The organism is Verrucosispora sp. NA02020 (genome assembly GCF_013364215.1).
In the GTDB taxonomy this organism is placed as follows: Bacteria; Actinomycetota; Actinomycetes; order Mycobacteriales; family Micromonosporaceae; genus Micromonospora.
In genome coordinates, this window is record NZ_CP054923.1 from 688,271 (window position 1) to 712,550 (window position 24,280).

Sequence of the window (24,280 nt, forward strand, 5' to 3'; positions counted from 1 at the left end):
ATGGGCTTCGATGACAAGTTGAACAACACCACCGAGAACACCACCGGCAAGGTGAAGGAAGGTGTCGGCCGGGCCACCGACAACGAGCAGTTGGAGGCCGAGGGTCGCGGCGACCAGGTGAAGGCCAACATCAAGCAGGCGGGCGAGAAGATCAAGGACGCCTTCCGGAGCTGACCGGATCGCACCTCCGACACCGCCGGGCCGCACTTCAGGCCCGGCGGTGTCGTGTGCGTCGATGATTTTTCGGAAGTCGTCGGGAACCAACCCGGGAGCCGGAGCGACCAATACGGCGATGACTGCCGTGACCGACGACATCAGCGGGTACGCGTTCGCCGCAGGGCGGGGCGACCAGGCTGCCGCCGCCGCATTCGTGCGCGCGACGCAGCACGACGTACGGCGGTTCCTGGCCCATCTGCCCGGCGTGCGGGACGTCGACGACCTGGTCCAGGAGACGTACCTGCGGGCCTGGCGCGCGTTGCCCTCGTTCGCCGGCCGCTCCAGCGCCCGGACCTGGCTGCTCTCCATCGCCCGACGGGTCGCCGTCGACCAGGTGCGGGCAGCCGTGTCCCGGCCCCGCACCGCCAACCTCGCCGACTGGCAGTCCGCCGCCGAGGCGACTCCGGCCGGCGTCGAGGCCGCCATGGACGAGCAGGTGGTGCTGCGCGGGCTGCTGGACGGGCTCGTGCACGAACGGCGGGAGGCGTTCGTCGCCACCCAGCTACTCGGGCTCTCCTATGCCGAGGCGGCCCAGGTGTGTGACGTACCGATCGGCACGATCCGGTCCCGGGTGGCCCGCGCCCGCGAGGACCTCGTCGCAGCTCTGGAGACGGCGACCCCGCGCCTCCGTCGGGGCCGGGACGGCACCGCCGGCTGACGCGGCGGTCGGCGCAGCTCTTGTTGGTGCTGCGTTGTCAGGCGGCGCCTGTCGCGGCCCGTGTGGGGGCTGCCTTGTCGGGCGGCGCGGCGCTTGTCGCGGCCCGTGTGAGGGCTGCGTTTTGAGGCGGTGCGGGTCTTGTGGGGGCTGTGTGCGGCGGTCGTCCCGGCCCCTGTGGGGGCGCGTCGTCAGGCGGCGCGGCGGTCGTCGCGGCCGTGCCGGGCCTGGGCCGAGTGCGGCGGCAGCAGCCGCAGCGGAGCGGGCTCGTCGATCTCGTCGAGACGCAGCCGCCAGCGGGAGCGCTCGGGTCGTTGCCGGTCACTCGGGTCACCGGGGCGGCGCAGGCTGCGGGCCAGCAACACGGTGATCAGGTAGCCGACCACCAGGAACCCGTGGCTGACCAGCCGTTCCACGGCGACCTGCGAGGCGACCAGGTCGTTGACCGAGAGCAGGACCAGGGTGGCCACGAAGGCGCTGAGCATCGGCAGCAGCCCGGACGGGGCGGTCCGACGCAACGCGACGAAGAGGAAACCGGCGCCGACCGCCACGTTCCAGGCGGCGGACTCGTGCCACAGGTGCTGGCCGGTGGAGTGCACGTGCTCGGCCACCTCGGCCCGGCCGATCTGCGCCAGCCCGAGCACCAGTTGCACCGCCCCCAGCAGACCCAGCGACACCCGCAGCGCGGTGATCGTCCGGGCACGTCCGGCCAGCGACGTGAAGAGGTCGCCACGGGGCGTGACGGCGGCGAGCCGGACGCGCCAACCCGGGCGCGGCGGCGGTGCGGCGGCGAGGATCGTCGCGGTCAGGTCCGGCAGCGCGGACACCACCTGGGTACGCGCCCGCCGGGTCACCGTCGCCGCCGTGTTCAACCACCGGCGGCAGCCGGCACACCTGCTCAGGTGCAGATCGACACCGCGCTGCTCATCTGCCGTCGCCTCGCCGTCCAACTGCGCCGAGAGAATCTCCCGCCACTGCTCACACCCCATGTATCCGTAGTCGCTCCCGGGCCCGGCATGGTTCCCGCCGAACCCGAAAGAGCCGAGGTCAGGACTCCGACACGCGGCGGGGGGTCAGGAGGCCGTCGGTTCCGGCGCGGCTCCGGTTCCGGTTCCGGCTCGCTTCCGGCTTGGGTTTCGTTTCGGCTTTGGCGGTTAGGAAGGGTCCCCTGCTATGCACGAGGCGTTAGCAGGGGACCCTTCCTTGCACCGGGGTCGGGGTCAGGAGCCGCCCCGGGCGGCCCAGGCGTGCAGGGCGTCCCGGTCGCCGGCCTCGTCGAGGTTGATCGCCGCCTCGATCAGGGCCAGGTGCGTGAACGCCTGCGGATAGTTGCCCAGCGCGGTGCCGTCGGGGTCGAGTTGTTCGGCGTACAGACCGAGCGGGCCCGCGTAGCTGAGGAGCTGGTCGAACGCCTTGCGGGCCTCGTCCCGTCGACCGGCCAGCACCAGCGCCGAGACCAGCTCGAACGAGCAGAGCAGGAACGCGCCCTCCTCGCCGGGCAGCCCGTCGTCGGCCCGGTAGCGGCGCAACAGGGCCGGGCCGATCTCCAACTCCTGCCGGATCCGGTCGATGGTGGACTGCATCCGGGGATCGTCGCCGGGCAGGAAACCGACCAGCGGGATGCGCAGGAGGGAGGCGTCCAGCTCGGTGGAGCCGTACGCCATCACGAAGCTGCCGACCTCTGGGTCGTAGCCGCGTTCCAGCACCTCGGCGTGGACCGCGTCGCGAGCCGTACGCCAGTGTGCGACGTCCGCCGTCCGGTCGTCGAGCAGTTCGGCCAGCCGGATGCCCCGGTCCAGGCAGACCCAGGTCATCACCTTGGCGTTGACGTAGTGCTGGCGCGGTCCACGGATCTCCCAGATGCCGTGGTCCGGCTCGCTCCACCGGTCGGCCATCACCTCGACGTGCTTGCGGAGCAACTCCCACTGCTCCTGGGTCAGCTCGCCGGTCAGCTCGTGGTACACCAGCGCGGCATCCAGGATGTGCCCGTACGTGTCGAACTGCACCTGCTCGACGGCCTCGTTGCCGACCCGGACCGGCCGGGAGCCGGCGTACCCCTCCAGGTGTTCCAGCTCGCGTTCCTCGTCGATGTGGCCGTGGATGCCGATCAGCGGCGTGAGCAGGTCACCGGAGCAGACGGAGATCAGGAAGTGCAGGTAGCGTCGACCTTCCTCGGCGTGCCCGAGGCGGAACAACGCGAGCAGCAGCAACGCCGAGTCCCGGTGCCAGGCGTACCGGTAGTCCCAGTTGCGGACCCCGCCGATGTGCTCGGGGAGGCTGGTGGTCGGCGCGGCGATCAACGCGCCGGTCTCGTCGAACGCGAGCCCGCGCAGCACCAGCGCGCTGTGCCGGACCTCGTCCGCGCCGAAGCCGGCGTAGTCGCTGCGGGTGGACCACTCCTGCCAGGTCCGGCAGGTACGCGCCAGCATCTCGTCGGCGTCGACGTCCCGGGTGGCGTCCTCGTCGTAGCCGACCAGCACGGCCGCCTCCTGGCCGGCGGAGAGTTCCGCTTCGATCCGCAGCACCCCGTCGGCGCTCTCGGCCGGCAGGTCGGTGTCGACCCAGAGCGGGGTGTCGGCGGCCCGCCAGCGTCCGTCGACCTGTTCCCACGTGGTGTCGCGGGCACCGTGGTCGGGCCGGGGCCGGATCCGCACGTCCAGCCGGACCGTGCCCTCCTCCACCGTCACCCGGCGCACCAGCACCTTGTCCGCGCGTAGCGGCTGGGCGTCGTCGCCCGGCGCCACCGCGAGGAAGTCCTTGACGACCGCCACCCCGTCGGGCGTCGACCACCGGCTCTCCAGCACCAGCGTGTCGGGCAGATACCGCCGGGTCGGGGCGTCGCATCCGGCCACGGTGAGGTCGAGCGCGCCGCCGACCTCACGATCCAGCAGGCGGGCGAAGACGGCGTCACCGGCGAAGTGCGGCACGCAGAACCACTCGACCGCGCCGTCGGCGGCGACCAGCGCGGCGGTGTGGGTGTCGGAGAGAAAGGCGTACGAGTCGATCGGGGGATAGGTCATCGCAGCTCCGGGAGGACGTGGTTGCCGAATTGCTCGTTCGACACGGGTTTGGTTCATGAATACCCAGCTCGCGGCCGGGTAAGCGCCCCGCTCGCCACGGAGAAGAGGTCGTGATGCCCCAGCCGTTCGTGAACTGGTCCGGCAGCCTCTCCTTCACCCCCGGTGGCAACGCCGAGCCGGCCGACGAGGACGAGGTACGCGACCTGGTGTTGCGGGCCCGCGAGTCCGGCACCCACCTGAGGCCGGTCGGCTCGGGGCACTCGTCGAGTCCACTGGTCCGCACCAACGGGACGCTGGTCAGCCTGGACCGGCTCGCCGGGGTCGTCCACCAGGACGATGACCAGTTCACGGTCTGGGGCGGCACCCGGTTGAAGGCGCTCGGTGAGAGCCTCTACGACGCCGGTCTGGCGATGGAGAACCTCGGCGACGTCGACTACCAGTCGATCGCGGGCGCCACCGCCACCGGTACGCACGGCACCGGCGTCCGCTTCGGCAACCTCTCCACTCAGGTCACCGGGGTGCGGTTGGTGACCGGCACCGGCGAAACGCTGGACATCTCGCCGACCAGCAACGCCGAGCTGCTGCCCGCCGCGCGGCTGTCGCTCGGTGCCCTGGGCGTGGTCACCAAGATCACCATTCACGCGCAGCCCCGCTACGAACTGCGCCGACGGGCCTGGTGCGCGCCGGTCGACTGGACCCTGGACCACCTGGCCGAGTTGCAGCACACCAACCGCAACATGGACTTCTACTGGTACCCGCGCAGCGACCTGACCCAGATCCGCACCATGAACCGCGCCGACGACCTGCCGGAGGGGCAGATGTGGGTGGCCCGCCAGGCGCTGGAGTCGACCCCGTGGACCGAACCCCTCGAACTGGAGATCGGCCCGACCCACCGGACCATCCCACAGGACCGGGACCTGCGCTTCGAGGAGATCGAGTACATGCTGCCGGCCGAGGCGTTCACGTCCTGCTTCGCCGAGGTCCGCAAGCGGATCCTGAACCGGCACCGGCGCGTCGTGGGGTGGCGGGTGCTGGTGCGGACCATCGCCGCCGACGACATCTGGCTCAGCAACGCGTACGACCGCCCCACCACCACCATCGCCTGCCTGCAGAACACCTCGCTGCCGTACGAGGAGTACTTCCGCGACATGGAGGCGATCTTCCGGCAGTACGGTGGCCGACCGCACTGGGGCAAGAAGCACTGGCTGACCGCACGGGAACTGCGCCCCATCTTCCCGCACTGGGACGACTTCCGGGAGGCACGGCGTCGACTCGACCCGGACGGGGTGTTCCTCACCCCCGACCTGGCCCGACTGCTTGAGGAGGCGTGATGGGACAGCTCGGTGGACTCGTCTGGGTGGTGCCGGGCGGACACATCCCGCTCGACAGCAACGGACCCGAACCGGAGTTCACCAGCTTCGACAAGATCTGCGTCCTCAACACCACCGACGCCGACGCCCGGCTCACGCTCACCTTCTACTACGAGGACGCCGAGCCGGTCGGCCCGTATCGCTTCGTCGTCGGTGCCCGACGGATCCGGCACGTCCGCGTCAACGACCTGATCGATCCGGAGGCCGTCCGCCTGGACCGCCCGTACGGCTGCGTGGTGCACGCCTCGGAGCCGGTGGTGGTGCAGTTCCTGCGGCAGGACTCCCGTCTCCCGGGCACCGTCACGCTCACCGGCACCATGGCCCATCCGGCCGGGTAGGCCGGGATGTAAGGAAGGGACCCGTACTAACGCCTGGTGCATAGCAGGGGTCCCCTGCTTACATCCGGGTAGGGTGCGGCCCGTGACCGTGCTGCGTTCCGTGCTGCTGTTCGTGCTCGCCGCCATCGCCGAGATCGGCGGGGCCTGGCTGGTGTGGCAGGGCTGGCGGGAGCATCGCGGGCTGTGGTTCGTCGCCGCCGGGGTGCTCGCCCTCGGGGCGTACGGCTTCGTCGCCACCTTCCAGCCGGACCCGAACTTCGGGCGCATCCTGGCCGCCTACGGTGGCGTCTTCGTCGCCGGTTCGCTGGCGTGGGGCATGATCTTCGACGGGTTCCGGCCGGATCGGTGGGACGTCACCGGCGCGGCGATCTGCCTGCTCGGCGTGGCCGTGATCATGTACGCCCCGCGCGGCGCCTGACGAGTAGGAGACCTCGATGCGTCTGATCTTCGCCAGCCTGGCCTCGATCGGTCACGCCTACCCGATGATCCCGCTGGCCGTCGCCGCCCGCGAGGCCGGGCACGAGGTGCACTTCGCCGCCGGGGAGGCGGTGCACGCCCCGCTGGCCGCGAACGGACTACGACCGTTCCGTCCCGCCGACACGTTCTACGAGATGTACGCCGAAGACCTGGCACCGGACCTGGAGCGGTTGGCGCCGGATCTGGTGGTGCACGGCTGGGGCGTACCCGGGGCGGCCGTCGCCGCCGCGCGGGCCGGGGTTCCCGGGCTCTGGCACGGCTTCGGCCGGATGTTCCCGCCGCATATCGGCCTGGAGTCGCCGACCGCGATCGCCGACGCACCCGGGCGGCCGCACCTGGACATCTGCCCACCGTCGTTGCAGGACGCCACGTTCGCCGCGACGGCCGAGCGGATCGTCCTGCGGCCCGTCCCGTTCTCGGCACCGGGACCGACGCCGACCTGGGACGACGACAGGTCAGGGCCGCTGGTCTATCTGACCTTCGGGACCGCCTTCGGGACCGCTGACCTGGTGACGACCGCCGTCGCCGGGCTGGCTCGGCTGGGGGCCCGGGTGGTGGTGGCCGCCGGGCGGGTGCCGGTGGAGGAGATCGGCGTCGTACCGGCCGACGTGGTCGTGCGGGAGTGGGTGCCGCAGGCGGAGGTGCTGCCCCAGGCGGACCTGGTGGTGCACCACGGCGGCAGCGGCACCACGCTCGGTGCCCTCACCGCCGGTCTGCCGCAACTGATCCTCCCGCAGGGCGCCGACCAGTTCGCCAACGCCGACGCCGTGGTGGCCGCCGGTGCGGGGCTGCGGTTGCGGCCCGACGAGGTGTCCGCCGAGGCGGTCGCCGAGCAGGCCGCGCGCCTGCTGCCGCGCCGGTCGGCGCATCGTGAGGCCGCCGCCGCGCTGGCCCGGGAGATCGCCGCGATGCCGGGGCCGACCGAGGTGGCGCGGCGACTCCCTGAGTACGCCTGACCCGAGCGCGCGGCGGCGATCCGGCCGGACGGTGCCGCGTCGTCGATCCCGGCCGGAGGCCGCGTAGCCGACATCGCGGGTGGGTCGGCACGCCGACAGGGGCTGGACCGGCGACACCGTCGCAGTGACCATAGGTAGCGGTCCGAACGCCTTCAGCGACGAAGTCGGTGGTCCTCGTCCGGCGCGCGACGGGGCGCCGCGCCGTCACCGCCCCAGGAGGTACGCCCATGGCCGTCACCCCGACCCGACGTCGTGTCCGCCCTCCGCGCTCCACGCCGGTGCCCACCGAGTCGGTGCTGCCCGAGCTGCGGACGATGTGGTGGGAGACCGGGATGCGGGCCCGGACGGAGGCCGGCCTGTTCGCCGTCTTCGCCGAACTTCCCAAGCTGGTCTGGGCGGCGCTGCGGATCAGTTGGCGGGCGGACCGGCTGCGTACCTCGGTGGTGGCCGTGGCGACGGTCGGCGCGGGGGTGATGTCGGCGTTCGGGCTGCTGGCGACGCAGCGGGTGCTGGTGGAGCTGTTCGCCGGTGGGCCGACCGGGGACAAGGTGGTGGCGGCGCTGCCGGCGCTCGCGGTGCTGGCGGCGGCGACCGCAGTGCGGTCCGGCATGGCGATCGCCACCGGGTACGCGTTGAACGGGCTGACGCCCCGGGTGAGCCGGGAGGTGGAGCGGGGCCTGTTCGAGGTGACCACGGCGGTCCGGTTGGAGGCGTTCGACGCGGACGCGTTCGCCGACGACATGGAACGGGCGTCGAGGGGCACCGACTCGGCGGTCAGTCTGGTGCCGGCCTCGATGAACCTGCTCGCCGGGTTCGTCGGCGTGGTGGCGGTGGCCGTGGCCGTGGTGGTGGTCCACCCGTTGTTGCTGCTGGCGTTGCTGGTCGCGACGGTGCCGAACGCCTGGGCGTCGCTGCGCGCCGGACACCTGCACTACCGGACCTACATCGCCGGCTCGGTGCGGCGACGGCGGATGTGGTTGCTGCACCGGCTGATGGCCGAACGGGACTCGGCACCGGAGCTGCGCTCGTACGGGCTGCGCCGGTTCCTGCTCGACCAGCACGACCGGGTGATGGGGGTGGAGACCGACATCCAGCTCGCGTTGGCCCGCCGGGTCACCACGACCACCACGGTGGGGTCGCTCGTCGGCGGTGTCGCCACCGGTCTGGTCTACGTCCTGCTCGGCCTCTTGCTCATCGACGGGCAGATCCCGCTCGCCGCCGCGGCGACGTGTGTGATCGCGGTGCAGGCGGCGCAGCGTTCGCTCTCCGTGGTGACCTTCCAGATGGACCGGGTCTACACCGAGGGTCAGCACTTCCGCGACTACACCGGCTTCATGACGCGGGCCGCCGGGTACCTGCCGGAGGCGGTGGACGCCGTGCCGCCGGAGCGGTTGCGGGAGTTGACCGTCGACGGGGTGAGCCTGCGCTACCCGGAGCGGGACGACCTGGCCGTCGACGGGGTGACGCTGACCGTCCGGGCGGGGCAGACCGTGGCGTTCGTCGGGGAGAACGGTTCCGGCAAGAGCACTCTCGCCGCGTTGATCGCCTCCCTGCGTACCCCCACCGAGGGGACGATCCGGTGGAACGGGCGGGCGCTGACCGAGTGGGACCGGGACGGCCTGCGCGGTCGGATCGCCGTGGTCACGCAGGAGTACCACAAGTGGCCGTTCACCGCCGCCACGAACATCGCCATCGGCGACATCGAGGGCGAGGTCCGGCAGGACCGGATCGAGGCGGCGGCGGCCCGTGCGGTCGCCGACGAGATGATCCGCGACTTGCCGTACGGGTACGAGACGCTGCTCGACCGGACCTTCGCCAACGGGCAGGACCTCTCCGGCGGTCAGTGGCAGCGGATCACCGCCGCCCGTGGTTTTCTGCGCGATGCGGAGTTGCTGGTAATGGACGAGCCCTCCTCGGCGCTCGACCCGAGGGCGGAGGACGCACTGTTCCAGGCGATCCGCGACCGGCAGGGGCGGGCGACCACGATCCTCATCACGCACCGGCTGGCCAACGTCCGGCACGCCGACCGGATCTTCGTGCTGCACCACGGTCGCCTGGTCGAGGCCGGCACCCACGACGAACTGATGGCCGCCGCCGGCCGTTACGCCGACCTGTTCACCCTTCAGGCGGCCGGGTACGGTCCGGTCGACCGGCTGCCGGGCCCGCGACCGCCGGCCACGTCGGCCCCGGGCAGCACCGAGTCCTGACCTTTTCGAATGTCTGGTTTAGCCATTTTCGTCCCTCCGTGAACGCGGAAGGGCGCAGGCTGCCGGTCATGGCCAGCGCCCGACCGTCGGTGTTGGTCACCCGGGCGGTCACCACTGGAAACCCGCCGGTGCCCGGCTCGGCTGCCGATCTAAGGACTAAAAACCCTAATGGGTTATAAGTCCGTTTGCCTGACGCGGCGTTTGTCGCCCACGGCGGTGGGAACGGGAAGCGGCACCGACAGTCAGGAGCGGGGCATGAGTCAACCGGTGCCGGGCGAGCCCGTCGGCGAACTGGAACTCGTCCACACCTTCACCGGGCCGATGCCGACCGGGGTGAGCGTCTCGCACACCGGCCGGATCTTCGTCACCTTCCCCCGGTGGGGCGACGAGGTCCCCGCCACGGTGGTCGAGCTGCGCGACGGTGCCGAGGTGCCGTACCCGGATCCGGAGTGGAACCAGCCGGGCGGCGACGACGACGTGGGGGCGTTCGTCTCGGTGCAGAGCATCGTGGTCGACCCGGCCGACCGGCTCTGGGTGCTCGACACCGGCAGCCCGATGTTCCAGCCCACCCGGCCCGGCGGCCCCAAACTCGTCCGCGTCGACCTGACCACCGACACCGTCGCCCAGGTGATCACTTTCCCGCCGGACGTGGCGCTGCCCACCACCTACCTCAACGACGTACGGTTCGACCTGCGGCGCGGGGCCGCCGGGATCGCGTACGTCACCGACTCGGCGGTCGCCGGGGCGAACGGGATCATCGTCGTGGACCTCGACACCGGCGCCTCGTGGCGGCGGCTGCACGAGCACCCGTCCACCAAACCGGAGCCGCTGTCCCGCTTCCGGCCGGTGGTGGAGGGCCGCCCGTTCCTGGAGCGGCCGGCGCAGGGGCCACCGAAACCGGTCACCGTCGGCTCGGACGGCATCGCCATCTCCGCCGACGGGACCCGACTCCACTTCTGCGCGCTCGCCTCACGCCAGTGGTACAGCGTGTCCACCGACGCCCTGGTGGACGTCTCGCTCGGCGAGGACGAGGTGGCCGCCACCGTCCGGCACGAGGGCGACAAGGGCACCGGGTCGGACGGCCTGGAGAGCGACGACGCCGGGCGGATCTACCTGACGTCGTACGAGCACAACGCGGTGCTCCGCCGCCGCAGGGACGGCGACTACGAGACGGTGGTGCACGATCCCCGCCTGCTCTGGCCGGACAGCATGTCGGTGGCCGTCGACGGGTATCTCTACGTGACCGCCAACCAACTCCACCGGCAGGCCGTGTACCACCGGGGCGAGGACCTGCGCCGCAAGCCGTACGCGTTGTTCCGGACCCGGATCGACGCCGGGCCGGTGCTCTTGCGCTGAGCCGGGCTCACTGCCCGGCGGTGCGACGGCGGCGCAGCAGGAACACCGCCGCTCCGACCGCCAGGATGACCAGCACCCCGGCGCCGACCAACAGCCCCACCGGGGTCGAGTCGTCGTCGGCGTCGCTCGCGGCGGGACTGGTGGAGACGGTCGGCTCGGCCGACGGGGTGGTCTCGGTCGGCTCCGGGCTGGGCGTGGGGCTCGGGGTCGGGCTGGGGGTCGGCTCGGCGGTGGCGGTCGGGTCGGCCACGGTGAACGTGTACGACCCCTGCACCGGGTGCCCGTCGGCGGAGACGATCCGGTACGCCACCGTGTAGACGCCGTTGACCAGCGGCTCGTCGATGGTGACCGTGCCCTTGGTGCCGTCCACCTCCGGCTCGCTGGTGGCCACCTTCTCCTTGTCCGCGTCACTGAGCGTGATCGTGGTGTAGTCCGGGTTCAGCCGCTGGAGGAACTGCAGGGTGACCTTGGTCGGCGCCTTCTTGACCTCGGCGTCCTGCGCCGGGGTGGCCTTGGTCAGCACGTTGTGCGCGTACGCGGGGGAGGCGGGCGTGGCCAGCAGCGCCGTGGCGGCCAGCAGCGAGGCGGCCAGCGCGGCGGTGACCCGGTGGCGGAGGCGGGTGGACATGCGGGTGATTCTCCTCGTCAGTCGAGCAGTTGCCGGCCGATCCAGCCGTCCTCCGGGCACCCCGGCGGGACGGCGAAGACGGCGGAACCGATCGGGGTGACCCACTCGTTGAGCAGGTCCCGCTCGGCGAGCCGCCGCTGGATGGGCAGGAACTGGCGGTCGATGTCGGCCTGGTAGGAGGCGAAGATCAGTCCGCTGTCGGCGGTGCCGTCGGCGGCCGGTGTTCCATCGTAGTTGTAGGGGCGGCGGAGGATCCGGAACCGGTCGTCGGTGACGTGTGCGCGGGTGACGTGGGAGAAGTCCGGCATCACGGTCAGCCCGTCCGGGCCGAGGGCGGCGAAGTCCGGCTCGTCGTGCTCGTCCGCGCCGGTCAGCGGGGCACCGTCGTTCAGTCGCCGGCCGACGGCCATTTCCCGGTCGACGCGGCCGAGCAGGTCCCAGGTCTCCAGGTCCATCCTGATGCGCCGCACCACGAGCGTGGTGCCGTGCCGCAGCCAGTCCGGGCCGTCCGGCACCCAGACCGCAGTCTCCACCGGCGCGCCCGGCTTCGGGTTGGCGGTGCCGTCGAGCTGACCGAACAGGTTGCGTTGGGTCCGGCCCGGCTCGGCACCGGCGGCCCGCCGGAAACCCTGCTGGACCCAGCGGACGGTGGCGAACGGGCGGCTGTCCTTGACCAGCACCCGCTGGGCGTGCGCGACGGTGATCGGGTCGTCGGCGCAGACCTGCACCAGCAGGTCCCCGCCGGACCAGCGCGGTTGCAGCCGGTCGATGCGGAACGCGGGCAGGTCGGCGACTGAGGGCGGGCGGCGGTCGTCGAGGCCGGCGGCGGTGAAGAGACCCGGGCCGAAGCCGAAGGTCACGGTGAGCCGGGCGGGAAGCATCCCGAGTTCGGGCTCGGTGTCGGCCAGCGCCGGCCGGCCCTGGGTGAGCCGGGCGGCGTCGTCGGAGAGCAGCCGTAGCATCCGGCCGAGGGCGGCCCGGTCGGTGCCGGGGCGCAGGGTGAAGGCGACGAACGCCGCGTGCGCCTGGGGCTCGGTGGTGATCCCGGACTGGTGTACGCCGTGGAACGGCTCGACCGCCGCGCCGACGGTGACCGCGACCGGCTCGGGGCGTACCGGTGGCGGGTCGTTGCGGCCGGCGGCGACCGCAGCGGCGCCGGCCAGCGTGCCCCCGGCGGCCAGGGCGCCGCCGGTGAGCAGGCCGCGTCGGCTCACCGGCCGACGGGTCGGGGTCACGACGCGGGGCTGGGGCTGGTGTGCGGCATCGGTTCGCCGTGGCCCGGGGCGTAGCTCTCCTGCGCGCCGGTGAACGGCTTGGCGACGGCGGTGAACGACTGGGTCCGGCCGTCGGCGAAGGTGAGCGTGATGGTCAGCTCGTCACCGGCCTTGACCGGCGTGGCGAGGTTCATCAGCATCAGGTGGTCGCCGCCGGGCTCCAGTTTGTGCTCGCCACCGGCCTTGATCACCACGCCGCCCTCCTTGGCCTGCATGACCATCTTGCCGTCCCGCATGGCCATCTCGTGCACCTCCATCGGGGAGACCTCGGTGCTGGCGCCGGTCAGGGTGACGTCGGTGGTGCCGTCGTTGACCAGTGTGGCGAACGCGGCGGTCATGCCGTCGTCGGCGGCCTTGACCCACGGGTCGCGTACGCCCAGCACGCCGGCGGCCTCGCTCGATGCGGCGGCGGCCGGGGTGGCCGACGGGCCGGGGGCGGCGGTGGAGGTGTCGTCGGACGAGCCGCAGCCCACGACGGCGGCGGCCAGGACGGCGGCGGTGAGCAGGGCTGCCGGGCGGACGAGCCGGCGGGAGGCGGTGCTGGACATGGGCTTCCCCTCGATGAGCGATCTCGTGAGTTTGGTCGGCTCCGACGGGTCGGAAGTTCCGGGCCGCCAGGTAACCCGGATCACGGTCGTTCCCCGGGCGCGGCAGGTTCGGCCGGTATCGGGCAAATGTCATCGTGAATGCGACCGTGATCGGGCCTGTCGAGCCGCATCTGCGGCCGTTACGATGCGTCCGTGACGATGTTCCGGATGGGTGAGGCGGCCGAGTTGCTCGGGGTCAGCGTCGACACCATGCGTCGGTGGGTGGACGCCGGTCGGCTCACCGCCGACCGTGACGAGCACGGCCACCGGGTGATCGACGGCGTCGAGCTGGCCGCGTTCGTCCGCGCCCAGGCCGCCGAGCCCGGCGGGCGGACCGACGAGTCCTCGGCGCGGAACCGGCTGCGCGGCATCGTCACCGCTGTGGTCAAGGACGCGGTGATGGCCCAGGTCGACATCCAGGCCGGGCCGTTCCGGCTGGTCTCGCTGATGAGCCGGGAAGCGGTCGACCACCTCGGCCTGGAGGTCGGCTCGGTGGCGGAAGCAGTGATCAAGTCGACCACCGTCGTGGTGGAGAAGCCTGCCGTGACCGGCAGCAGAGGAAGGGCCCACGCGTGAGAGCAGTACGTCTGCTGGCCGCCGTCACCGCACTCGCACTGCTCGGCGGATGCGCCGAGGACCCCGCCGACCCGACGACCGGCGGCACCGGGATCGGCGGTGAGCTGACCGTCTTCGCAGCCGCGTCACTGACCGAGTCGTTCACCCGGATCGGGCGGGACTTCGAAGCGGCCCACCAGGGCGTGAAGGTGACGTTCAGTTTCGCCGGCAGCTCCGCGCTGGCCACCCAGATCAACCAGGGCGCACCCGCCGACGTGTTCGCCTCCGCCGCCCCCGCCCCGATGGCCACCGTCACCGAGGCGGGCAACGGCGACGGCGAGCCGGTCACCTTCGTACGCAATCAGCTCGTCATCGCCGTACCCGAGGGCAACCCCGACCGGGTGACCGGGCTGAGTGACCTGACCAGGCCCGGCGCGAAGGTGGCCCTCTGCGCCGAGCAGGTGCCGTGCGGGGCGGCGGCACGGATGGTGCTGGACGCGGCCGGGGTGGCGCTCACCCCGGTCACCCTGGAGCAGGACGTGAAGGCCGCGCTCTCCAAGGTGCGCCTGGGCGAGGTGGACGCCGCGCTGGTCTATCGGACCGACGCGCGGGCCGCTGCCGCAGACGTGGACGGCGTGGAGTTCCCCGAGTCGGCGGAGGCGATCAACGGCTATCCGATCCTGGTGCTCAAGGAGGCGCGGAACACGACGACCGCGCGGGCCTTCGTGGAGTACGTCCGCTCCGACACCGGGCAGGCCGTGCTCACCGAGGCCGGATTCCAGGCGCCGTAGCCCGTGACCCGCGCCGTGCCCACCCGTACCCGCCGCACCGGGCGGATACCGATCGCCCTGCTGGTGCCCGCGACGCTCGGGATGGTCTTCCTGGTGCTGCCGTTGGTCGGGCTGCTGGTCCGGACACCGTGGAGCACGCTGCCGCAGCGGCTCACCGAACCGGGCGTGCTGACCGCGTTGCGGCTGTCGGTGCAGACCGCCTCGCTGGCCACCCTGCTCTGCCTGGTCCTCGGCATCCCGCTGGCCTGGTTGCTGGCCCGGGTGTCGTTCCCCGGCCGCCGGGTGGTGCGCGCCCTCATCACGGTGCCGCTGGTGCTGCCTCCGGTGGTCGGCGGCGTGGCGCTGCTGCTCGTGTTCGGCCGGCGCGGGCTGGTCGGTTCCTGGTTGGACAGCACGTTCGGCGTCACGGTGCCGTTCACCACCACGGCGGTGGTGCTCGCCGAGGCGTTCGTGGCCATGCCCTTCCTGATCATCGCGGTGGAGGGGGCGTTGCGGGGCGCGGACACCCGGTACGAGGAGGCCGCCGCGACCCTCGGCGCGGGCCGGTGGACCACCTTCACCCACGTCACACTGCCGCTGGTGGCACCCGGTATCGCGGCGGGGGCGGTGCTCTGCTGGGCCCGCGCGCTCGGCGAGTTCGGGGCCACCATCACGTTCGCCGGCAACTATCCCGGCCGGACGCAGACCATGCCGTTGGCCGTCTATCTGGCGCTGGAGACCGACCTGGAGGCCGCGATCGTGCTCAGTCTCATCCTGCTCACCGTCTCCGTGGTGATCCTGGCCTGTCTCCGCGACCGGTGGATCAGCTCGCCATGACCGCCTCGCCGCTGCTCGACGCCCACCTGACGGTGGCGCGCGGCGACTTCCGGCTGGACCTGCCGCTGACCATCGGCCCCGGCGAGGTGGTCGCGCTGCTCGGGCCCAACGGGGCCGGCAAGACCACGGCCCTGCGTACGCTCGCCGGGCTGCTTCCGCTCTCGGCCGGGCATCTCACCCTGGACGGCCGCGACCTCGACCATCCCGAGCGGCGGATCTGGACCCCGCCCGAGCGCCGCTCCATCGGCGTGGTCTTCCAGGACTACCTGCTCTTTCCGCACCTCAGCGCCGTCGACAACGTCGCGTTCGGCCCGCGTCGGCAAGGCCTCAACCGTCGGGAGGCCCGCAGCCGGGCCGCCGACTGGCTGGCCCGGATGGGGTTGACCGCACACGCCGGGCACAAGCCCCGGCAGCTCTCCGGCGGGCAGGCCCAGCGGGTCGCCCTCGCCCGGGCGCTGGCGGTGGCACCGGCGCTGCTGCTGCTCGACGAGCCGCTGGCCGCGCTCGACGCCGGGACCCGGCTCGACACCCGGGCCCAGTTGCAGCGGCACCTCGCCGCGCACACCGGTGCCACCCTGCTGGTGACGCACGACCCGCTCGACGCGCTGGTGCTCGCCGACCGGCTGGTCATCGTCGAGCAGGGCGAGGTCGTACAGGAGGGCAGCGCGGCCACCATCACCGCGCAGCCGCGCACCGACTACGTGGCCCGCCTGGTCGGCCTCAACCTGTATCGGGGGCAGGCCAACGGGCATCAGGTCCGGCTCGCCGACGGGTTCCGGCTGACCGCCGGGGACCCGCAGGACGGCGACGTGTTCGTGGCGTTCCCGCCGTCCGCGGTGGCGCTGCACCCCCGGCAGCCCGACGGCAGCCCGCGCAACACCTGGCCGGCCACCATCACCGGCGTCCAGCGGCACGGCGACAACCTGCGTATCCAGCTCAGCGGCCCGATCGAGGTCGCGGCCGACGTCACGCCGGCCGCCGCCGCGCAACTCGCGCTCACCCCGGGCCAACCGGTCTGGGCTGCGGTCAAGGCCGCCGAGACCCGCGCCTACCCGGCCGGGCCGGTCTGATCCTGCGGCCGGAGCCGCGCACCGGTCTGATCCTGCGGCCGGAGCCGGACCCGGCGCAGCAGTTGGGCGTTGAGGGCGACCACGATGGTCGAGGCGGACATCAGCACCGCCGCGACCGCCGGGCTCAGCGCCACTCCGACCCCGGCCAGCACCCCGGCGGCCAGCGGCAGCGCGACCACGTTGTAACCGGCGGCCCAGACCAGGTTCTGGACCATCTTCCGGTACGCGGCACGGGACAGCCGGATCACCCCGGTCACGCCGCGCGGGTCGGAGGAGGCGAGCACCACCCCGGCGGACTCGATCGCCACGTCGGTACCCGCGCCGATCGCGATGCCCACGGTGGCGCGGGCCAGCGCCGGAGCGTCGTTCACCCCGTCACCGACCATCGCCACCCGCAGCCCGCGCCGGTGCAGGTCCGCCACCGTGTCGTCCTTCTCCGCCGGCAGCACCTCGGCGAAGACCTCGTCCTCTCCGGGGCGGAACCCGAGATCGGCGGCGACCGCCTCGGCCACCGGACGGGCATCACCGGTGATCATCACGATCTTGCGGATGCCCTCAGCGCGCAGGTCGGCGACAGCCTGCCGAGCCTCCGGGCGTACCTCGTCCTCCAGGGCGAGCGCACCCACCACCCGTGCCCCGTCGTCCTGCACCCGCAGGAGGTGCAGCACCGCCGCGCCGCGCTCGGACCACTCCCGCTGCCGTCGGGCGAGGTTCTCGGGCACGTTCACGCCGAACTCCCGCAGCAGCGCCGGTCCGCCGACCGCGTAGGCGACGCCGTCCACCTCGGCGCGGACGCCCCAGCCGGGCAGCGACCGGAATCCGGTCGCCGTCCGCCGGTCCGCCTGCCGGTCGGCGGCGGCCACGATGGCCCGGGCCAGGGGATGCTCACTGTCCGCCTCCACCGCCGCCGCGATGGCGAGTACGTCCCGCGCGCCGTCACCGGCCCCGTCCGCTGCGGGGTACCCGCTCGTGGCGGCGACGTCGGTGACCACGTGTTCGCCCCGGGTCAGCGTGCCGGTCTTGTCGAACAGCACGGTGTCCACCGTGCGCATCCGCTCCAGCGCCAACCGGTCCTTGACCAGGATGCCGCCCTTCGCGGCGACCGCCGTGGAGAGGGCGACCACCAGCGGGATGGCCAGGCCGAGCGCGTGCGGGCAGGCGATGACCAGCACCGTCACCGTACGCACGACCGCCTGGTCCAGGTTGCCGAGCACCGTCCACACCAGCAGGGTGACCAGGGCGGTGGCGGTGGCGACGAAGAACAGCCAGGCGGCGAAGCGGTCCGCCAGCACCTGCGCCCGTCCGCCGGACTGCTGGGCCTGCGCCACCAGTCGTTGGATGCCGGCCAGTGCGGTGTCGTCGCCGACCGCGTCGACCCGTACCCGCAGGGCCGCGTCGGTGGCAACCGTGCCCGCCACCACCCGGTCGCCGGACGAGCGGGACACCGGCCGGGACTCCCCGGTGATCATGGACTCGTCCATCTCGGCCGCGCCGTCGACGACCTGCCCGTCCGCCGGCACCCGACCGCCCGGCCGGACCAGGACCAGATCACCGACGCGCAGGTCGGCCACGGAGACCGCCTGCGGTCGGCCGTGCGGGTCGAGGCGTTCCGCGTCGTCGGGCAGCAACGCGGCAAGGGCCGACAGGGCGCCACGGGCCTGGCCGATCGCCTTCATCTCCTGCCAGTGCCCGAGCAGCATGATGGTGACCAGCGCGGCCAGTTCCCACCAGAAGTCCAGGTCGAACGCGCCGAACGCGGTGGCCAGCGACGCCACGTACGCGACCGTGATCGCCATGGCGATCAGCAGCATCATTCCGGGGGCGCGGTCACGGACCTCGCGGACCGCGCCCTGGAGGAAGGGCCAGCCGCCGTAGCCGAAGACCACCGTGCCGAGGACCGGTCCCACCAGGTCGACGCCGGGGAAGTCCAGCCGGTAGCCGAACCAGTCCATCACCATGGGGCTGGTGAACACGACGGGCACGGTCAGCGCGAGGCTCAGCCAGAACTTCCGGCGGAACGCCTCCGGATCGTGCCCGGCGTGCGTGTCGTGCCCGGCGTGTTTGTCGTGCCCGCCGTCGTGGTGACGGCCGTGCTGAGGCATCCGACGGCTCGCGTCAGCGGGAGGCGTCGGGGTGCCCCGGCATGCTGGAACCGCCGCCACTGCTGCCCGAGGAACCGCCCGTCATCCCCGACCCGTTGTCCTCGGTGACCAGGTCCGGCCGTACGTCGGTGTCGGCCGGCGCGGGCACCTCGGTATCCGCCTCGACCTGGACCAGTGGCACCTGACCGGCCTCGTCCTCGGCGTGGTCCGGATCGACCGGCTGCTCGCCGTCCCGCGCTCTGAAGCTCACGGTCGCCTCCTGTCGTGCGGTGACTGCACCGCGACGTCGCTTTTCCGGTGGCGGGGAATGTCAGCCCTGTCGGGCCTTCTGGCGCGGATCCTTCTTGTTGACCACGACGACCTTGCCCCGACGGCGGACCACGATCGAGTTCATCTTCCGCGTCAACGACCGCAACGAACTCCTGACCTTCATCGCCCCTCCCGTCCCCAGCGGGTGACCGCACGCGGTGCCGCGTGCCGTGCGACCCGTCTACCCGTACCTGCGGACACCACACGCGGTATGCGGGCCCGGCGGGGCCGCGACCGGCCGCAGGATTCGGTGCGGCCGGGGTCCGTCTCGCGGCGGCCCTGGCCGCTTTCGGCGCGGGCCGCGCGATCGTCGGCCAGGGTGATCGGGTCACAGACCTTCTTTGCCGGTCGCCCAGTACGGCTTCGTGACGATGGCCCTCCGCGTCAGTACCTGGCGCCGAAGCAGGTGTGTGCGGTGCCGTTGCAGGGACTGCGCATGGCCGAGCAGCAGGGCGCCGTCGATGCCGTCGAGAGTGCCGGCGTCGATCGCCCTCTCCAGCCAGTGCTCCATCGCGTCGCCCGGCAGCGGGCCGGCGGGGACGAAGTGGTGGTGGGGCCATCGCTGTGCGAGTGCCGCGACGGCGGCCGGCGGGACCTCGACGGCCACGAGGTGGCCGGTGCGGTCGTGGGTGTGGGCGTCGATCGTGCCGAGGGCGGAGCTGTCACCGAGGTGGAGCCGCCGGGTGCCGGGCAGCCGCAAGGGTATGTGCCGGCCCGCCAGGATCGTGGTCTCGGCGCCTGCGCGGAGATTCTTCGCCCAGGTGGTGCCCGGTCCGTTGGCGCGGGTGGCGACGAGGAGACCGATGCGGTCGGCATGGTCCGGGTCGACGGTGCGGATGTTGTACCGGCGGCTGCGCGTGGGGGTGACGCGGAACTGGAGTTCGTGGGTGGGGTGCCAGCCACCAGGTGGTGGGTCGGCACGCAGGCGCACGTCGAGAAAGCCGGGAAAGGGCTCGGTGACGCCTTCGACGCGGCCGGTACGCCCGAGCAGCGCTTCGGCGATGGCTCCCAGGACGGCTGGTGCTGTGGGCATGGCTCTCTCGTGCTCTCTGTCGAGTGGTGGCGTCGGGCCGACGCTCGATAAAAACTAAACGGTTCAGTTCAGTAGGGCAAGACTGAACGGTATAGTTCACTTGGGCGGACACAACGATGACGAGGAGCGAGGTCAGTGGAAGCAGGTCAGGCCGAGAAGCCGGTGCGGGAGAGGGCGGCGGCCAAACGGAAGGCGGTCCTCGCGGCGGCGCGCGAGCTGTTCGTCCGGCAGGGCGTCGACCGGGTGAGCATGGACGCCGTCGCGGCCGAGGCAAAGGTCTCCAAGGCCACCGTCTACGACTACTTCGGCGACAAGCGGCGTCTCTTCCTGGCCATCCTCGCGGACGCCTCCGACTCGCTGCTGGCCTCCGCCCATCACGCCTTCGACGAGCACCTCTCCGCCGAGGTGCCGATCACCACGGTCGCCCGACTCGAAGAGGCCCTGACCGCACTGCTCGTCGACTTCGGCACGACGATGGTCGGGTCCGCCGACTACGCCGCCGCCTTCGCCCTCGCCGCTCAGGAGCGCCTGCGTACCCCCACCGCCAGCGACGACGTGTCGACCGACATGGCCGAGGAGTTGATGGCGGAGTACGTCGCCGGCTTCGCCGAGGCCGGCCTGCTGGAGACCGACGACCCGCGTCTGGCCACCGAGCACCTCTTCGCGCTGACCGTCCTGTTGGCCTACAACCAGCAGCCCGACCCGGCCCGCGTCGATCCCGACCGGGTCAGAAAGACCATGATCGACGGCGTACGCGCCTTCATCCGCGCCTACGGCGCGCGTTGATCTCCGTCCGCCCTGCCCGGCTCACGCGACGCGCGCCCTGCCCGGCTCACGCGACGCGCGCCCTGCCCGGCTCACGCGGCGCGGCGCTCGTCGACCGGGCGGCGGCGTAGGGCGGGTTCGATCAGGGCCGGCGGCACGTATGCCTGGTCGAGTCGGGTGACGTCGGTGCCGGGCGGGACGATCTCGTCGATCCGGTCGAGGACGTCGTCGGAGAGCGCGACGTCGACGCCGTCGAGCAGGCCGTCGAGCTGGTCCAGGGTGCGGGCACCCAGCAGCGCGCTGGTCACGCCCGGGTGCGCGATGGCGAAGGCCATGGCGAGGTGGGTCAGCGGCACGCCGACCTCCTCGGCGAGCGGGACGAGCCGTTCGACGACGTCGATCCGGCGTACGTCGGTGAGGTGGCGGAAGAGGTGGGCCCGCCGCAGGTCGTTCTGCTCGCCCTTGCGTACCCGGCCGGTGAGCATCCCCTGGCCGAGCGGGCCCCAGACCAACGTGCCCATCCCGTAGCGCTGGGCGGTCGGCAGCACCTCGTTCTCGATGCCACGGTTGAGGATCGAGTACGGCGACTGCTCGGTGCGGAACCGTGCCAGTCCGCGTCGTTCGGCGATCGTCTGCGCCTCGACGATGTCACCGGCCGGGGTGTTGGACGATCCGATCGCCCGCACCTTTCCGGCGCGGATCAGGTCGGTGAGCGCGGAGAGCGTCTCCTCGATGTCGGTGTCCGGGTCCAGCCGGTGCACCTGGTACAGGTCGATGTGGTCGGTGCGCAGGCGGCGCAGGGAGTCCTCGATCGCGGTCATGATCCAGCGTCGGGACGTGCCCTGCTGGTTGGGGTCGGTGCCCGTCGGCCGACTGAACTTGGTGGCCAGGACGACGGTGTCCCGCCGCCCCACGAGCGCCCGGCCGACGACCTCCTCCGAGTCGCCGTACGCGTCGGAGGTGTCGATGAGGTTGACGCCGGCGTCGAGTGCCTTGTGGATCACCCGGACCGAGTCCTGCGGGTCGGGGTTGCCGACCTGGGTGGCGAACATCAGCGCGCCGAGCGCGTACGGACTGACCTTGATGCCGGTCCGGCCCAGGGAGCGGTAGTGCATGATCGTCTCCTCGCGGTATTGTCAGGTAAAGCGGAATGGTTTTCCGGAACTATACGGAACAGCTTTCCGGAACAGCAAGGGGGTTGATGTGTCGGAGGCTGGTCCACAGGCGGTCGGGCGGGTGCCGCGCCGGAAGCGCACCGACGCGCAGCGCAACGTCGACGCGCTGCTCGACGCGGCGAAGACGGTCTTCGGCACCGCCGGCGTGGACGCGCCCGCGAAGGAGATCACCGATCTGGCCGGCGTCGGGGTCGGCACGCTCTACCGGCACTTTCCCCAGCGCTCCGACCTGATCAAAGCGGTGATCGAGCGGGAGATCGACGCCTGCGCCGACGCGGGCCCGGCGCTGGCCGCCGCACACGAGCCGCTGGCCGCCCTCGCCGGGTGGCTCGACCGCCTCGCCGCGCTCGTCGCGACCAAACGAGGCTTCGCCGCGGCGTTGCACTCCGGCAATCCGGCGTACGACGGCCTCTCCGGCTATCTGATGGAGAAGCTGGGCCCGCCCCTCGAATCCCTGCTCGACAGCGCGACGGCGGCCGGCGAGATCCGGGCCGAGGTCAGCCCGCAGGACCTGATCTATGCGGTCGCGAAGCTGTGCGCGCCGATGCCGGACGAGGAGCCCGACTACGCGCGTCGCATGGTCGCGCTCCTGGTCAACGGCCTACGGTCCGGTGACGTGCAGCGCTGAGACCACGGGGAAAGGGCCTTCGTCAGAGCGGGGAGCAGACGTCGTTGCGCCATGCCCAGGCGGCGATCTCGACGCGGTTGCGAACGGCGAGCTTGCGCTGCACGTTGGCCAGGTGCGTCTTGACCGTCGACAGCGTCACGAAGAGCCGTCCGGCGATCTCGTCGTTGGTGTTCCCGTGCGCCACGAGCCGGACCACGGCGAGTTCGCGTTCGGTGAGCGGCTCGGTGGGGGGCGCCTCCGGCGTCTCGGGTTCGTCCCCTCGGCGCGGTGCCAGGTGCGACAGCAGACGTACGGTCACCGCCGGGGAGATCAGCGAGGTCCCGGCGGCGGCGGCGCGTACCGCCTCCACCAGCAGGTTGGGTGACGTGTCCTTGAGCAGGAACCCGCAGGCGCCGTTGCGGAGCGCCCGGTACACGTACTCGTCTAGGTCGAAGGTGGTCACGATGAGGACGTTCAGCGGGTTCCGGACACCCGGACCGGCCAGCAGCCGGGTCGCTTCGAGGCCGTCGAGCTTCGGCATTCGGATGTCGAGCAGGCACACGTCGGGGCGGAGCCGGCGGGCCTGGTCCACGGCGGCCTCGCCGTCCGCCGCCTCGGCCACCACCTCGATGTCCGGCTGGGTGGTGAGGATCATGCGGAACGCCGTACGGATCATGTCCTGGTCGTCGGCGAGCAGAAGTCGGATCGTCATCTGAGCTCCTTCACGGCTGTTCCGGATGCTGCCCGGCGCAGCTCCGATCGCCATCGACCCGTCGCAGGGCGGTCGGTGATCGGCAGGACGGCGGTGACCCGCCAACCTGACTCGACCGACCCGGCCGAGAGGTCACCGCCTGCGGCGCGTACCCGCTCGCCGAGGCCGGTCAGGCCGAAGCCGCCAGCCGGTAGCGGCGACACGGTCGGACGGCCGTCGTTCTCGACCATCACCTCGGCGTGATCGGGTCGATCGGGGTGGACCCGGACCCGGATGTCGATCCGGGTCGTTCCGCTGGTGTGGCGCAACACGTTCGTCAGGGCCTCCAGGACGGTATGGTGCGCCGCGTCGAGGCTGGCCGGGGGCCACGGCCGGTCGGACAGCGCCTCGTCGACCGAGACCGTCGGCGGGGGATGTCCAGGCGTCAGGGTGCCGACGACCTCGGTGAGCATCTCGTCCAGACCGGCATGCGCGGTCGCGGTGGCGGGTGTCTCGTCGCGCAGGATGCCGACGAGCTTGCGCATCGAGGTGAGGGCCTGCCCGCCGGCTTGTTCGACGCCGGCCAGCAACTCGTCCAGATCCTCGGCCGACGGCGCGGCACCGGAACTCGTGACGAATCGGATGGCACGCGTCTGCGCGACGATCGCGGTCACGTGATGGGCGACGTAGTCGTGCAGGTCGCGGGCGTGGTCCATGCGCTCCGCCTGCCGGGCCAGCCGGTCGAGGTCGGCCCGGCGGCGCTCCAGCAGGCGCAGATAGAGGCCGAGCAGCGCCAGGAACAGCACCCAGGCGGTCAGCGCGACGACGAGCACGTCGCCGTACTGCGACATCGTTCCCGCGTTGACCGGATGGAGCAGGACCCGGGTCGGCAGCACGGCGATCGCGAGGATCGCCAGGGCGGCCGGACCCGCCGCGCGCCGGAGCGGATGCTGCATGACCAGGCGGATCACCGCCACCGAGAGCACGGCGAGTTCCACGATGCCGAAGGTGTGCTCCGGGCGGAGCGTCGGCACGAGCCCGAAGGCGGCCGAGACCGCGAGAGAGACCGCCGCCGCCACGGCGAGGGCGATCGGGCGGGCCTCGGCGAGCAGCACCACGGCGACCGCGAGCAGCCCGCTGACGATCAGGCCGAGCGTGGCGGGCAGGGTGGGGCCGTCCAGCCCTTCGAGGACGACGAGGACCGCCGCCACGGCGGCGAGCAGACCCGCCGTCACCCGCTGTGACCTGCGAGGGCCCGGAAAGATAACGAACACGGAAGGCC

At 72.2% G+C, this 24,280-nt stretch carries 26 protein-coding genes; 14 read left to right on the plus strand and 12 right to left on the minus strand.

Annotation, left to right across the window (positions count from 1 at the left end):
• Positions 1-174, plus strand: a complete 174-nt coding sequence (locus tag HUT12_RS03250) for a CsbD family protein (RefSeq protein WP_131055032.1) — start codon at positions 1-3, stop codon at positions 172-174.
• Positions 175-292: 118 nt separating this feature from the next.
• Positions 293-874, plus strand: a complete 582-nt coding sequence (locus tag HUT12_RS03255) for a sigma-70 family RNA polymerase sigma factor (protein WP_131055030.1) — start codon at positions 293-295, stop codon at positions 872-874.
• Positions 875-1,062: 188 nt separating this feature from the next.
• Here the strand turns inward: HUT12_RS03255 and HUT12_RS03260 are convergent, their stop codons facing one another.
• Together HUT12_RS03260 and HUT12_RS03265 are read right to left on the minus strand one after the other, a co-directional pair.
• Positions 1,063-1,860: a zf-HC2 domain-containing protein gene (locus tag HUT12_RS03260; RefSeq protein ID WP_176092430.1), complete on the minus strand. Its 798-nt coding sequence runs from the start codon at positions 1,858-1,860 to the stop codon at positions 1,063-1,065.
• Positions 1,861-2,091: 231 nt separating this feature from the next.
• Positions 2,092-3,891: a glycoside hydrolase family 15 protein gene (locus tag HUT12_RS03265; protein ID WP_176092431.1), complete on the minus strand. Its 1,800-nt coding sequence runs from the start codon at positions 3,889-3,891 to the stop codon at positions 2,092-2,094.
• Positions 3,892-4,004: 113 nt separating this feature from the next.
• Between HUT12_RS03265 and HUT12_RS03270 the strand changes: the two genes are divergently transcribed.
• The 6 genes from HUT12_RS03270 (at position 4,005) to HUT12_RS03295 (ending at position 10,595) form a co-directional block, all read left to right on the plus strand.
• Positions 4,005-5,222 carry a D-arabinono-1,4-lactone oxidase gene (locus HUT12_RS03270; RefSeq protein ID WP_176092432.1) on the plus strand — a complete coding sequence of 406 codons (1,218 nt, stop codon included), beginning with the start codon at positions 4,005-4,007 and terminating at the stop codon, positions 5,220-5,222.
• Complete coding sequence (locus HUT12_RS03275) at positions 5,222-5,599, plus strand: sensory rhodopsin transducer (RefSeq protein WP_176092433.1); 378 nt, start codon at positions 5,222-5,224, stop codon at positions 5,597-5,599. The genes HUT12_RS03270 and HUT12_RS03275 overlap by 1 nt, the downstream gene beginning before the upstream one ends.
• Before the next feature lie 82 nt (positions 5,600-5,681).
• Entirely contained in the window at positions 5,682-6,017 is a 336-nt protein-coding gene (locus HUT12_RS03280) for a YnfA family protein (RefSeq protein WP_131056141.1), read from the plus strand.
• A 16-nt stretch (positions 6,018-6,033) separates the two neighbouring features.
• On the plus strand, positions 6,034-7,032 hold the full coding sequence (locus HUT12_RS03285) for a glycosyltransferase (RefSeq protein ID WP_176092434.1): 999 nt from the start codon (positions 6,034-6,036) through the stop codon (positions 7,030-7,032).
• Positions 7,033-7,259: 227 nt separating this feature from the next.
• Positions 7,260-9,239 (plus strand): ABC transporter ATP-binding protein, encoded by a 1,980-nt coding sequence (locus HUT12_RS03290; RefSeq protein ID WP_176092435.1) that lies wholly within the window; start codon positions 7,260-7,262, stop codon positions 9,237-9,239.
• A 255-nt stretch (positions 9,240-9,494) separates the two neighbouring features.
• On the plus strand, positions 9,495-10,595 hold the full coding sequence (locus tag HUT12_RS03295) for an L-dopachrome tautomerase-related protein (protein WP_131055990.1): 1,101 nt from the start codon (positions 9,495-9,497) through the stop codon (positions 10,593-10,595).
• 7 nt (positions 10,596-10,602) lie between these two features.
• Here the strand turns inward: HUT12_RS03295 and HUT12_RS03300 are convergent, their stop codons facing one another.
• Genes HUT12_RS03300 through HUT12_RS03310 form a run of 3 tightly spaced genes read right to left on the minus strand, consistent with a single transcriptional unit; the run spans position 10,603 to position 13,045 of the window.
• Entirely contained in the window at positions 10,603-11,223 is a 621-nt protein-coding gene (locus HUT12_RS03300; RefSeq protein ID WP_176092436.1) for a copper resistance CopC family protein, read from the minus strand.
• 17 nt (positions 11,224-11,240) lie between these two features.
• Positions 11,241-12,458 carry a Dyp-type peroxidase gene (locus tag HUT12_RS03305; protein WP_176092437.1) on the minus strand — a complete coding sequence of 406 codons (1,218 nt, stop codon included), beginning with the start codon at positions 12,456-12,458 and terminating at the stop codon, positions 11,241-11,243.
• Entirely contained in the window at positions 12,455-13,045 is a 591-nt protein-coding gene (locus HUT12_RS03310) for a copper chaperone PCu(A)C (protein WP_176092438.1), read from the minus strand. Before HUT12_RS03310 ends, HUT12_RS03305 begins: the two co-directional genes overlap by 4 nt.
• A 192-nt stretch (positions 13,046-13,237) precedes the next feature.
• On the opposite strand from HUT12_RS03310, the gene HUT12_RS03315 reads away from it, so the two are divergent.
• From HUT12_RS03315 to HUT12_RS03330, 4 genes are read left to right on the plus strand one after another with little or no spacing between them, the layout of a single operon-like run.
• Entirely contained in the window at positions 13,238-13,660 is a 423-nt protein-coding gene (locus HUT12_RS03315) for a molybdopterin-binding protein (protein ID WP_131056780.1), read from the plus strand.
• Positions 13,661-13,698: 38 nt separating this feature from the next.
• Entirely contained in the window at positions 13,699-14,430 is a 732-nt protein-coding gene (modA, locus tag HUT12_RS03320) for a molybdate ABC transporter substrate-binding protein (RefSeq protein WP_254877024.1), read from the plus strand.
• Between the two features lie 3 nt (positions 14,431-14,433).
• Positions 14,434-15,246 carry an ABC transporter permease gene (locus HUT12_RS03325; RefSeq protein ID WP_254876703.1) on the plus strand — a complete coding sequence of 271 codons (813 nt, stop codon included), beginning with the start codon at positions 14,434-14,436 and terminating at the stop codon, positions 15,244-15,246.
• Positions 15,243-16,316 carry an ABC transporter ATP-binding protein gene (locus HUT12_RS03330; RefSeq protein WP_176092439.1) on the plus strand — a complete coding sequence of 358 codons (1,074 nt, stop codon included), beginning with the start codon at positions 15,243-15,245 and terminating at the stop codon, positions 16,314-16,316. Before HUT12_RS03325 ends, HUT12_RS03330 begins: the two co-directional genes overlap by 4 nt.
• Here the strand turns inward: HUT12_RS03330 and HUT12_RS03335 are convergent.
• From HUT12_RS03335 to HUT12_RS03350, 4 genes are all read right to left on the minus strand, one after another.
• Entirely contained in the window at positions 16,295-18,418 is a 2,124-nt protein-coding gene (locus HUT12_RS03335) for a heavy metal translocating P-type ATPase (RefSeq protein WP_176092440.1), read from the minus strand. The genes HUT12_RS03330 and HUT12_RS03335 overlap by 22 nt on opposite strands.
• A 13-nt stretch (positions 18,419-18,431) precedes the next feature.
• Complete coding sequence (locus tag HUT12_RS03340) at positions 18,432-18,668, minus strand: preprotein translocase YidC (protein WP_131051345.1); 237 nt, start codon at positions 18,666-18,668, stop codon at positions 18,432-18,434.
• A gap of 60 nt (positions 18,669-18,728) precedes the next feature.
• Entirely contained in the window at positions 18,729-18,851 is a 123-nt protein-coding gene (locus tag HUT12_RS03345; protein WP_131051346.1) for a 50S ribosomal protein L36, read from the minus strand.
• 204 nt (positions 18,852-19,055) lie between these two features.
• Positions 19,056-19,760, minus strand: a complete 705-nt coding sequence (locus tag HUT12_RS03350; RefSeq protein ID WP_176092441.1) for a hypothetical protein — start codon at positions 19,758-19,760, stop codon at positions 19,056-19,058.
• Between the two features lie 135 nt (positions 19,761-19,895).
• Between HUT12_RS03350 and HUT12_RS03355 the strand changes: the two genes are divergently transcribed.
• The gene (locus tag HUT12_RS03355) at positions 19,896-20,546 is read left to right on the plus strand and encodes a TetR/AcrR family transcriptional regulator (protein ID WP_176092442.1); all 651 of its coding nucleotides are present in this window, start codon (positions 19,896-19,898) and stop codon (positions 20,544-20,546) included.
• Positions 20,547-20,617: 71 nt separating this feature from the next.
• On the opposite strand, the gene HUT12_RS03360 is transcribed toward HUT12_RS03355, so the two are convergent.
• A complete protein-coding gene (locus tag HUT12_RS03360) occupies positions 20,618-21,640 on the minus strand; it encodes an aldo/keto reductase (RefSeq protein ID WP_131051349.1) in 1,023 nt (340 codons plus the stop codon).
• Between the two features lie 88 nt (positions 21,641-21,728).
• On the opposite strand from HUT12_RS03360, the gene HUT12_RS03365 reads away from it, so the two are divergent.
• A complete protein-coding gene (locus HUT12_RS03365) occupies positions 21,729-22,328 on the plus strand; it encodes a TetR/AcrR family transcriptional regulator (protein ID WP_254876704.1) in 600 nt (199 codons plus the stop codon).
• 22 nt (positions 22,329-22,350) lie between these two features.
• Here HUT12_RS03365 and HUT12_RS03370 read toward each other — a convergent pair whose 3' ends face one another.
• Both HUT12_RS03370 and HUT12_RS03375 read right to left on the minus strand, forming a co-directional pair.
• Positions 22,351-23,019: a response regulator transcription factor gene (locus HUT12_RS03370; protein ID WP_131051351.1), complete on the minus strand. Its 669-nt coding sequence runs from the start codon at positions 23,017-23,019 to the stop codon at positions 22,351-22,353.
• Entirely contained in the window at positions 23,016-24,233 is a 1,218-nt protein-coding gene (locus tag HUT12_RS03375; protein WP_131051352.1) for a sensor histidine kinase, read from the minus strand. Before HUT12_RS03375 ends, HUT12_RS03370 begins: the two co-directional genes overlap by 4 nt.
• Between the last annotated feature and the right edge of the window lie 47 nt (positions 24,234-24,280).

What these genes read in the sequence shown, in the direction of transcription:
- HUT12_RS03250 (WP_131055032.1), top strand. Translation starts at nt 1, where the DNA reads ATGGGCTTCGATGACAAGTTGAACAACACCACCGAGAACACCACCGGC.
- HUT12_RS03255 (WP_131055030.1), top strand. Translation starts at nt 293, where the DNA reads ATGACTGCCGTGACCGACGACATCAGCGGGTACGCGTTCGCCGCAGGG.
- HUT12_RS03260 (WP_176092430.1), bottom strand. Translation starts at nt 1,860, where the DNA reads ATGGGGTGTGAGCAGTGGCGGGAGATTCTCTCGGCGCAGTTGGACGGC.
- HUT12_RS03265 (WP_176092431.1), bottom strand. Translation starts at nt 3,891, where the DNA reads ATGACCTATCCCCCGATCGACTCGTACGCCTTTCTCTCCGACACCCAC.
- HUT12_RS03270 (WP_176092432.1), top strand. Translation starts at nt 4,005, where the DNA reads ATGCCCCAGCCGTTCGTGAACTGGTCCGGCAGCCTCTCCTTCACCCCC.
- HUT12_RS03275 (WP_176092433.1), top strand. Translation starts at nt 5,222, where the DNA reads ATGGGACAGCTCGGTGGACTCGTCTGGGTGGTGCCGGGCGGACACATC.
- HUT12_RS03285 (WP_176092434.1), top strand. Translation starts at nt 6,034, where the DNA reads ATGCGTCTGATCTTCGCCAGCCTGGCCTCGATCGGTCACGCCTACCCG.
- HUT12_RS03290 (WP_176092435.1), top strand. Translation starts at nt 7,260, where the DNA reads ATGGCCGTCACCCCGACCCGACGTCGTGTCCGCCCTCCGCGCTCCACG.
- HUT12_RS03295 (WP_131055990.1), top strand. Translation starts at nt 9,495, where the DNA reads ATGAGTCAACCGGTGCCGGGCGAGCCCGTCGGCGAACTGGAACTCGTC.
- HUT12_RS03300 (WP_176092436.1), bottom strand. Translation starts at nt 11,223, where the DNA reads ATGTCCACCCGCCTCCGCCACCGGGTCACCGCCGCGCTGGCCGCCTCG.
- HUT12_RS03310 (WP_176092438.1), bottom strand. Translation starts at nt 13,045, where the DNA reads ATGTCCAGCACCGCCTCCCGCCGGCTCGTCCGCCCGGCAGCCCTGCTC.
- HUT12_RS03330 (WP_176092439.1), top strand. Translation starts at nt 15,243, where the DNA reads ATGACCGCCTCGCCGCTGCTCGACGCCCACCTGACGGTGGCGCGCGGC.
- HUT12_RS03335 (WP_176092440.1), bottom strand. Translation starts at nt 18,418, where the DNA reads ATGCCTCAGCACGGCCGTCACCACGACGGCGGGCACGACAAACACGCC.
- HUT12_RS03345 (WP_131051346.1), bottom strand. Translation starts at nt 18,851, where the DNA reads ATGAAGGTCAGGAGTTCGTTGCGGTCGTTGACGCGGAAGATGAACTCG.
- HUT12_RS03350 (WP_176092441.1), bottom strand. Translation starts at nt 19,760, where the DNA reads ATGCCCACAGCACCAGCCGTCCTGGGAGCCATCGCCGAAGCGCTGCTC.
- HUT12_RS03360 (WP_131051349.1), bottom strand. Translation starts at nt 21,640, where the DNA reads ATGCACTACCGCTCCCTGGGCCGGACCGGCATCAAGGTCAGTCCGTAC.
- HUT12_RS03370 (WP_131051351.1), bottom strand. Translation starts at nt 23,019, where the DNA reads ATGACGATCCGACTTCTGCTCGCCGACGACCAGGACATGATCCGTACG.